Genomic DNA, 9834 nt, shown 5'->3' with positions numbered 1-9834 from the left:
GGAGGAGGTGCACGATGTCGAACAACACGACGCCCGAGTTCATCGCAGAGGTCGACGCCCTGCGTGAGGAGGTCAAGGGCTCGCGCGAGGCATTCCGCGACCAGGAATTCCTGGACAAGCTCGCGCAGCGGATCTCCGATTCCCCGCACCTGGGGCAGCAGCCCGCCGCCAAGGCGCTGGCGGAGGACCTGCGGAACTTCTCCGACGCGCCCCGGCTGGAGAACGTCAAGGCCCATATCGGGGAAGAGCGCGACCACCACATCTTCTCGCTCTTCGACGCCTCGTACTTCCCCTCCCTCTCGCTGGAGTACCTGACGTACGAGACGCTCCCGACGAATCCGCACCTGGCCACCCGCTACGCCAGCAACACCATGCCGGTGAACATCACGGCCAGCTCGAAGGGATTCACGTCCCGCGTCGTGGTGGCGCTGTTCCCGGAGAACCACATCGACGGGGTCCAGCACGGCGACGACCTGATCTTCTATTTCATCAACAAGTTCGTGGAGCGGCACAACCGCATCACGCGGAAGATGATCGACGCGGTGATGGCCGAGGGCAGCTTCCCGCACCTCCAGGGCGTCGACGACGTCACGGTGGAGCAGGCCTCGTCGTGGTGGGTGCGGCTGCACGAATACCACCACCGGCAGGGCGACATGCCGATCCCGGACTACCTGCCGTACAAGAAGCGGAAGCCGCTGGCCGGGCTGGAGGAGCTGCGCGTCGACGTCTCGGCGATGCTCGTCTGCCTCAACGACGACGACCTCCCCGAGCGCGAATCGCGGCTCGCCTACGAGTACATCCTCTCCGAGCGGCTGCTGCGCTACGCCGTGGAGGGAATTCCCCGCCCGAACTACGACGCCGTCGCCTCCCAGCTCCTCTTCAACTACCTGTCGCAGAACGGCGGGATCGAGCTGCGCGACGGTCTGATCCACCTCCACCCCGAACTCCCCGAGGTGCTCACGCGCTTCCTCGGAGAGATCCAGCGGATCGAATCGGGGATCCACGGAAAGCCCGTCGAAGAGGTCCAGAAGAACCTTCTGGAATTCACCAACCAGTACACGGACTACGACCCCGAGGCGAAGGACTACCGGCACATCCCGTTCTTCGCCGAGATCAAGGAGCGGCTGGGGGTCTGAGCCCCCGGGGAGCGGGCCGTCCCGCTCTCCCCGCACGAATCCGAGGACAGCCCTGACGGGCCTGGTCCGGGCCCGCGCAGGCCCGGACCGGGCGGGTACGCGTGAGCGCGCACGAGGAGCCACTTGCGACAGGAGCATCCGGAGCGGAAGCCCCGGGACACGAACACGTCACGCCCGGCCGGGAGCGGCGCGGTCGCCGTCGTCGGCATGTCCTGCCGCGTCCCCGGCGCCGAGGACCTCGACGCCTTCTGGCGGCTGCTGCGCGACGGCGTGGACGCGGTCGGCGAGGTGCCCGAGGGGCGCTGGGACCTCGACGGCGTCCCCGACGACCTCCGCGCGGCGGGAGTGCTGCGCGGCGGATTCCTCGGCGGCCCCGACGGGGTCGCCGGCTTCGACCCCGGGTTCTTCGGCATCTCGCCCCGCGAGGCCGCCGCGATGGACCCGCGCCAGCGGCTCGCCCTGGAGCTGAGCTGGACGGCGCTGGAACACGCCGCCGTGGTGCCGGAGACGCTGCGCGGCGGCCCCGCCGCGGTCTTCCTCGGCGCCACCGGCGACGACTACGCCACGCTCGTCCACCGGCACGGCGGCGACGCCGTCTCCCACCACTCCCTGGCGGGGCTCAGCCGGGGCGTCATCGCCAACCGGATCTCGTACCACCTCGGCCTGCGCGGGCCGAGCCTGACCGTGGACGCCGCGCAGTCCTCGTCGCTGGTCGCCGTGCACATGGCGTGCGAGAGCCTGCTCTCGGGCGCCACCGGGCTGGCACTGGCGGGCGGCGTCCACCTCAACCTCACCCCGGACAGCACGCTGGCCTTCGCCAGGTCGGGCGCCCTGTCGCCGGACGGCCGCTGCCGTACGTTCGACGCGCGGGCCGACGGCACCGTGCGCGGCGAGGGCGGCGGCGTGGTCGTCCTCAAGCGCCTCGCCGACGCGGTGGCCGACGGCGACCGCGTGCACTGCGTGCTGCTCGGCGGCGCCGTCAACAACGACGGCGGCGGCGAGGGCCTCACCGTCCCCGACGGCGACGCGCAGCGCGCGCTGCTGCGCGACGCCTGCGCCCGCGCCGGGGTCGAGCCCGCGCGGGTCGGCTACGTCGAGCTGCACGGCACCGGCACCCGTGCCGGGGACCCGGTCGAGGCCGCGGCGCTCGGCGCGGTGCTCGGCGGGGGACGGCCGGAGGAGCGGCCCCTGGCCGTCGGCTCCGTGAAGACCAACATCGGGCATCTGGACGGCGCCTCGGGCGTCGTCGGCCTGATCAAGGTCGCGCTCTCCCTCGGCCACGGCACCCTCCCGGCGAGCCTGCACTACGAGGAGCCGCACCCGGCGATCCCGCTGGACCGGCTCCGGCTGCGCGTCAACGCCGCCACCGCCCCCTGGCCCGAGGGCCCCCGGCTGGCGGGCGTCAGCTCCTTCGGCCTGGGCGGCACCAACTGCCACCTGGTGGTGGGCGAGGCGCCGCCCGCCGGGCCGGCGGAGCCGGACGGGGCCGACTCCCCGGGCGCGCCCGTGCCCGTGCCCGTCGTCGTCTCGGGCCGTACGGGCGCCGCCCTGCGGGCCCAGGCCGGGCGGCTGCGCGAGCGGGTGGCGGGCGACGAGGAGCTGCGCCCCCAGGACGTGGGGTACGCGACCGTCACGACCCGCTCGGCGCTGGAGCACCGCGCCGTCGTCGTCGCCGCCGACCGCGCCGAACTCCTCGCCGGGCTCGACGCGGTGGCCTCGGACACGCCGTCGCCGCACGTGGTCGAGGGCGACACCGGATCGGGGCCCGGGGCAGCGCCGGGCGTCGTGTGGATGTTCCCGGGCCAGGGCCCGCAGTGGGCCGGGATGGCCCGCGAACTGTGGGAGTCCTCGGCGGTGTTCGCCGCGCGGATGGACGCGTGCGCCGCGCTGCTGGACGGGCTGGTCGACTGGTCGCTGCGGGACGTGCTCGGCGACGAGGACGCCCTGCTGCGCATGGATGTGATGCAGCCCGCGCTGTTCGCGGTGCAGGTGTCGCTGGCGGAGGTGTGGCGGTCCGTGGGGCTCGCGCCCTCGGCCGTCGTGGGCCACTCCCAGGGCGAGATCACCGCGGCCTGCGCCGCCGGGATGATCTCCCTGGAGGACGCCCTGCGGCTCATGGTCGAGCGCAGCCGCGTCATCGTCGCCCGGCTCTCGGGCCGGGGCGCGATGGCCCAGCTCGCCGTGGACCCGGAGGAGGTGGACCTGGACCGCGTCGCGATCGGCGCGGTGAACGGCCCCGGCGCGACCGTCGTCTCGGGCCCCGTCGACGTCGTGCGCGCGATGGTCGCCGAGTGCCGGGAGCGGGACGTACGGGCCCGGATGGTCCCCATCGACTACGCCTCGCACTCCCCGCAGGTCGAGGAGATCCGCGACGAGGTGCTGCGCGCCGCGGCGCACGTCACCGCGCGGGACACCGGCGTCGTGTTCCACTCCACGGTCACCGGCACGCGGCTCGGCGCGCAGGCGCTGGACGCCGGGTACTGGTACCGGAACGTACGGGAGACCGTGCGGTTCCGGGACGCCGTCCGCGCCCTGGCGGAGGACGGCCACGCGGTGTTCGTGGAGGCCAGCCCGCACCCCGTGCTGACCACGCCCGCCCAGGACACCGTGAACACGGTGGAGTCCGTGGCGGGCGCGGTGGTGGGGGGCACCCTGCGGCGCGGCGAGGGCGGCACGCGCCGGCTGCTGCTGTCCATGGCGGAGCTGTACGTCCAGGGCATCGCGCTCGACTGGCGCCCGGTGTTCGCGGGCACCGGCGCGACGGCCGTGCCGCTGCCCCCGTACGCCTTCCAGCGGGAGCCGTACTGGATCGCGGGCACACCGGCGGCGCCCTCCGTACCCGCCGTACCCGCCGCCCCCGTACGGGAGTCCGGGCCCGCGCCCGTGCCGTCCTCCGGCACCGGGGAGCGGGACCTGTGGGCGCTGGTGCGCGGGCAGGCGGCAGCCGTGCTCGGGCACGCGGGCCCCGAAGCGGTCGAGGCCGACCGCTCGTTCAAGGAGCTGGGCTCCGACTCGGTGACGGCCGTCGAGGTGAGCAGGCGGCTGAGCCGCGCCACCGGACTGCGGCTGCCGACGACCCTGCTGTACGACCACCCGACCCCTGCCGCGCTCGTGCGGCACCTGGGCGAGGAGTTTTCGGGCGACGGCCCGCGGGCGCCCGGCGCGGCCCCGCGCGGCACGCCGGGGGACGAGGACGCCGTCGCGATCGTCGGCATGGGCTGCCGCCTGCCCGGCGGCGTGGACTCGCCCGAGGCGCTGTGGCGGCTCCTCGACGCGGGCGGGGACGCCGTCGCGGCGTTCCCCGAGGACCGGGGCTGGAGCCTGGACCCGGCGGTCACGGGCGGCGTCCGTACGGGCGGCTTCCTCGCGGACGCCCCCGGCTTCGACGCCGACCTCTTCCGGATCAGCCCGCGCGAGGCCCGCGCGATGGACCCGCAGCAGCGGCAGTTGCTGGAGGTCTCGTGGGAGGCGCTGGAGCGCGCGGGGATCGACCCCACGTCGCTGCGCGGCAGCCGTACGGCCGTCTTCGCGGGGATCAGCGACCAGGACTACGTGCCCCGGCTGCACGAGACGTCCGACAGCTTCGGCGGCCACGCGCTCACGGGCAGCCTGCCGAGCGTGGCCTCGGGCCGCGTCGCCTACGCCCTCGGGCTGGAGGGCCCGGCGGTGTCGGTGGACACGGCGTGCTCGTCGTCGCTGGTCTCGCTCCACCTGGCCGCGCGTTCCCTGCGGGCGGGGGAGTGCGCGCTCGCGCTCGCGGGCGGTGTCGCGGTGATGTCGACGCCCGGCATGTTCGTGGAGTTCTCGCGGCAGCGCGGACTGTCGCCGGACGGCCGGTGCAAGGCGTTCTCGGACGCGGCCGACGGCACGGGCTGGGCCGAGGGCGTGGGTATGGTCGTCCTGGAGCGGCTCTCGGACGCGCGGGCGAACGGCCACCGGGTGCTGGCCGTGCTGCGCGGCTCGGCGATCAACCAGGACGGCGCCTCCAACGGGCTGAGCGCGCCCAACGGCCCCTCCCAGCAGGCCGTCATCCGCGACGCGCTCGCGAGCGGCGGCCTGTCCCCGGCGGACGTGGACGCGGTCGAGGCGCACGGCACCGGCACCGCGCTCGGCGACCCGATCGAGGCGCAGGCGCTGCTGGCGGCGTACGGGCAGGAGCGCGAACGGCCGCTGCTGCTGGGCTCGGTGAAGTCCAACCTCGGCCACACGCAGGCGGCGGCGGGCGTCACCGGCGTGATCAAGATGGTGCTGGCCCTGCGGCACGGCGTCCTGCCCAGGACCCTGCACGTCGGGGAGCCCTCGCGGCACGTGGACTGGTCGTCCGGTGCCGTCGAACTCCTCACCGAGCGGCGCGAGTGGCCGCAGGAGCCGGGGCGCCCGCGCCGGGCCGGCGTCTCCTCGTTCGGGATCAGCGGCACCAACGCGCACGTCGTCCTCGAAGCGGCGCCGGAGGAGGCCGGTTCCGGCGAGGCCGGTTCCGGCGAGACCGGTTCCGGCGAGGGCGCGACGGACAGGGCCGCGGGGCCCGTACCCGTCGTGCTGTCCGGCAGGACCGGGGCGGCGCTGCGGGACCAGGCCGCGCGGCTGCGTGACCACCTGGCGTCGGCGCCGGACGCGCGCCCCGCCGACCTCGGCCTCTCCACCACGGCGACCCGCGCCGCGCTGGAGCACCGCGCCGTCGTCGTCGCCGACGGGTCCGACGCGCTGACGGCCGGGCTGGACGCGCTGGCGCGCGGCGACGAGGCCCCGGGCACGGTCCGGGGCACGGCCCGGCACACCGGCGCCCCCGTGGTCTTCGTCTTCCCCGGCCAGGGCTCGCAGTGGGCGGGCATGGCCGTGGAACTCCTCGACACCGCACCGGACTTCGCCGCGCGGCTGCGGGAGTGCGCCGAGGCGCTGTCCGCGTTCACGGACTGGGACCTCGAAGGCGTGCTGCGGCAGGTGCCCGGCGAGCCCACGCTGGAGCGCGTCGACGTCGTACAGCCCGCCTCCTGGGCGGTGATGGTGTCGCTGGCGGCGCTGTGGCGGGCGTACGGCGTCGAGCCGTCGGCGGTCGTCGGGCACTCGCAGGGCGAGATCGCCGCCGCCTGCGTGGCCGGGGCGCTGTCCCTGGAGGACGCCGCGCGGGTGGTCGCGCTGCGCTCGCAGGCCGTCGCGAAGGGCCTCGCCGGGCACGGCGGGATGATGTCGGTGGCCCTGCCCCTCGCGGACGTGGAGTCCCGGCTGGAGGAGTGGGAGGGCCGCCTGTGGGTGGCGGCGCTGAACGGGCCCTCCTCCACCGTCGTCGCGGGCGAGCCGGAGGCGCTGGACGCGCTGCACGCCGCGTGCCGGGCGGACGACGTACGGGCCCGCAAGGTCGCCGTGGACTACGCCTCGCACACGCCCCATGTGGAGCGCATCGAGGACGAACTGGCCGCGCTGCTCGCGGAGGTGCGGCCCCGGCCCGCGCGCGTGCCGTTCTTCTCGACCGTCGAGCGCGACTGGCTGGGCGACGGACTGGTGGACGCGGGCTACTGGTACCGGAACCTGCGGCGGACCGTCCACTTCCGGTCCGCCGTGGAGGCGCTGGCCGCGCAGGGGTACGGCACCTTCGTCGAGATCAGCTCGCACCCGGTGCTCGCCATGAGCGTCCAGGAGATCCTGGAGGCCGGCGTGTCCGGGGATTCCGGGGGTTCCGGTGACTCCGAGGCCGCGGACGAGGCCGCCTCGCGGGTCGCGGGGTCGCTGCGGCGCGACGAGGGCGGCCTGGACACGTTCCTCACCTCCGTGGCGCGGGTGTGGACGCGCGGCGCGACGGTCGACTGGGCCCCGGCCTTCGAGGGCACCGGCGCGTCCCCCGTCGAGCTGCCGACGTACGCCTTCCAGCACGAGCGCTACTGGGTGGACGCCACGGCCGACACGCCCCTCCTGGGCGAGCCGGTCGATCTCGCGGACGGCGGGGGCACGGTCCTCACCGAACGCCTCTCCCTGCGCTCCCGCCCCTGGCTGACCGACCACCGCGTGCTCGGGCGGGCGGTCGTGCCGGGGACCGCGCTGCTGGGCATGGCCCTGCGCGTCGGCTCCACGGTGGACGAACTGACCCTGCACACCCCGCTGGTGGTGCCCGAGCGCGACGAGGTCGAGGTGCAGCTCACGGCGGCGGCGCCGGACGAGGAGGGGCTGCGCGCCGTCCGAATCCACAGCCGTACGCACGGCTCCGCCGACGGCGAGGGCGACGGGTGGCGGCTGCACGCCACCGGCACGGTCCGCGCTGCGGCGCCCGGTGGCGGCGCCCCGGACCCGGGCCCGGACCTCGTCCTCGCGGAGTGGCCGCCCGCAGGGGCGGTCCCGGTGGACCGTACGGGCTGGTACGACGAACTCGCGGCGCGCGGCCTGGAGTACGGGCCCGCGTTCCGCAACCTGCGGCAGGTCTGGCGGCACGAGGGCGCGCTCCTCGCCGACATCGCGCTGGGCGAGGACGCGGGCCCGTTCCCCGTCCACCCTGCGCTGCTCGACGCGGCGCTGCACCCCGTGGTGCTGGAGGCGGGCGAGGGGGCGGCGCCGATGGTGCCGTTCTCGTGGTCCGGCGTGCGGCTCGCCGGGCCGGGCGGCGCCCAGGCCCGGGTGCGCGTCACGACGGACGGACCCGACCGCGCCTCGCTGACCGTCGCCGACGGCACCGGCGCCGAGGTCCTCACCGTCGGAGCGCTCACCCTCCGCCCCCTGGACGCCCGCCGCTTCGACCCCGCGCTCTTCCAGGTCGACTGGCACGAGGCCCCGGCCCCGGCGGTTCCGGCCCGGCCCGTGGGCCCCGAGGGCCCGGCCGTCGTACGCGTGGGTCCCGCGGAGGCGGTGGACGTGCCCGAGGGCGTGCACGAGGCCGTCGAGGCCGTGCTGCGGGAGGTCCAGGAGCGGCTGGGCCGCAAGGACGGCGACGACGGGGCGCCCGTGGTCGTGCTGACGCGGGGAGCCATGCCCGTACGGGCGGACACCGGCGCTGCCCCTGCCGGTCCTGTCGGTCCCGTCGGCACCGTCGCCTCCGGTCTCGCCGGGGCCGCCGTGTGGGGGCTGCTGCGGGCGGGGCAGACCGAACACCCCGGCCGTATCGTCCTCGTGGACTCCACCGGCGACGAGGAGCCGGACGCCGAGGAGCTGGGCCGGGCCCTGGCCACCGGCGAGCCGCAACTCGTCCTGGACGCGGGGCGCGTGCTCGTGCCCCGGCTGGGGCGCGGCTCGGTGCCGCCGCCCGGTCCCGAGGCCGCGGCGCTCGACGCGGAGGGCACCGTCCTGATCACCGGCGGCACCGGGGGGCTGGGCGCGACGGCCGCCCGGCACCTGGTGGAGCGGCACGGTGTGCGCCATCTGCTGCTCGTCAGCCGCCGGGGGCCGGACGCCGAGGGCGTCGACGCGCTCGTCGCGGAGCTGAGCGGGGCGGGGGCCACCGTCACGGTCGCCGCCTGCGACGTGACCGACCGGGCCGCGCTCGCCGACGTCCTCGCGTCCGTGCCCGACACCGCGCCGCTGCGTGCCGTGGTGCACGCGGCGGGCACCCTCCAGGACGCGGCGCTGCTCTCGCTGACGCCCGGGCAGTTGCGCGCGGTGCTGGCCGCCAAGGTCGACGCGGCCTGGCATCTGCACGAGCTGACGAGGGAGCTGGACCTCTCCGCGTTCGTGCTCTTCTCCTCCGTCTCGGCGACCGTGGGGCTGGCCGGACAGGCCAACTACGCGGCGGGGAACGCGTTCCTCGACGCGCTGGCCCACCACCGGCGTGCCCAGGGGCTGCCCGCCGTCTCGCTCGGCTGGGGCCTGTGGGAGCGCAGCACGGGGCTCACCGGCGCGCTGACCGACGCCGACAGGGAGCGGATGGCGCGCGGCGGACTGCGCCCGCTGCCCACGGACGCCGGGCTGGCCCTGCTCGACCTCGGGCTCGGCGCGGACCGGGCGCACCTGGTGCCCGCCCGGTTCGACGTGGCGGCCCTGCGGGACACCGGCACGCCGAACCCCCTGCTGCGGGGCCTTGTTCCCGCCGTTCCCGCCGTGACCGCCGTTCACGCCGCCCCCGCCCCGGGTGCCGGGCAGGAGCGGGAGGGCGCGCCGACGTTGCGCGACAGGCTGGCGACGATGCCCGAGCGCGACCGGGAGCTGACGGTGCGCCGGATGGTGCAGTCGGAGATCGCGGCCGTACTGGGCCGCTCCGGCCCGGGGGACGTCGGCGTCGAACGGGGCTTCACCGACCTGGGCTTCGACTCCCTGACCGCGCTGGAGCTGCGCAACCGGATCGGCGCCCGCACGGGACTGCGGCTGACGCCGACCGTGACGTTCGACCACCCGAGCCCCGCCGCGCTGGCCCGGCACCTGGTGAAGGGGCTCACGCCGGAGGAGCCGGTGACGCCGGAGGAGCGGGATGAGCCGGTGACTTCGGATGAGCCGGGCGGACCGGACGGGCCGGATGAGCCCTCCGCGCGCGCGGAGGGTCCGCCCGAGCCGTCGGCGCCCCTTCCTCTCCTCGCCGAGCTGGAGCGGCTGGAGGAGAGCGTCACCGGCATCGCCGACGACGAGACCCGCCTGGCCGCCACCACCCGCCTGTGGCGCCTGATGGCCGCGCTGGAGACCGCCGGACCCGCAGAGCCGGCCCGAGACGACGAGATCGCCGACGCGGACGCGGACGCGCTCTATGCCCTGATCGACGATGAGCTGGGAAGGCCCTGACATGAGCGAC

At 75.9% G+C, this 9834-nt stretch carries 2 protein-coding genes; both read left to right on the top strand.

The genetic code is table 11. From position 1 onward, the window contains the following. The first annotated feature begins 14 nt into the window (after window positions 1-14). Complete coding sequence (locus ABD343_RS03295) at window positions 15-1136, top strand: DUF6421 family protein (protein ID WP_344523722.1); 1122 nt, start codon at window positions 15-17, stop codon at window positions 1134-1136. Window positions 1137-1259: 123 nt separating this feature from the next. Beyond that, window positions 1260-9824, top strand: coding sequence for a type I polyketide synthase (locus tag ABD343_RS03290; protein WP_344523720.1), 8565 nt, complete (start codon window positions 1260-1262; stop codon window positions 9822-9824). Window positions 9825-9834: the final 10 nt, after the last annotated feature.

The organism is Streptomyces albiaxialis (genome assembly GCF_039530985.1).
GTDB classification, from domain to species: domain Bacteria; phylum Actinomycetota; class Actinomycetes; order Streptomycetales; family Streptomycetaceae; genus Streptomyces; species Streptomyces albiaxialis.
Note: the sequence above shows the minus strand (reverse complement) of the source record. Positions and strands in the feature narration are given on the sequence as shown.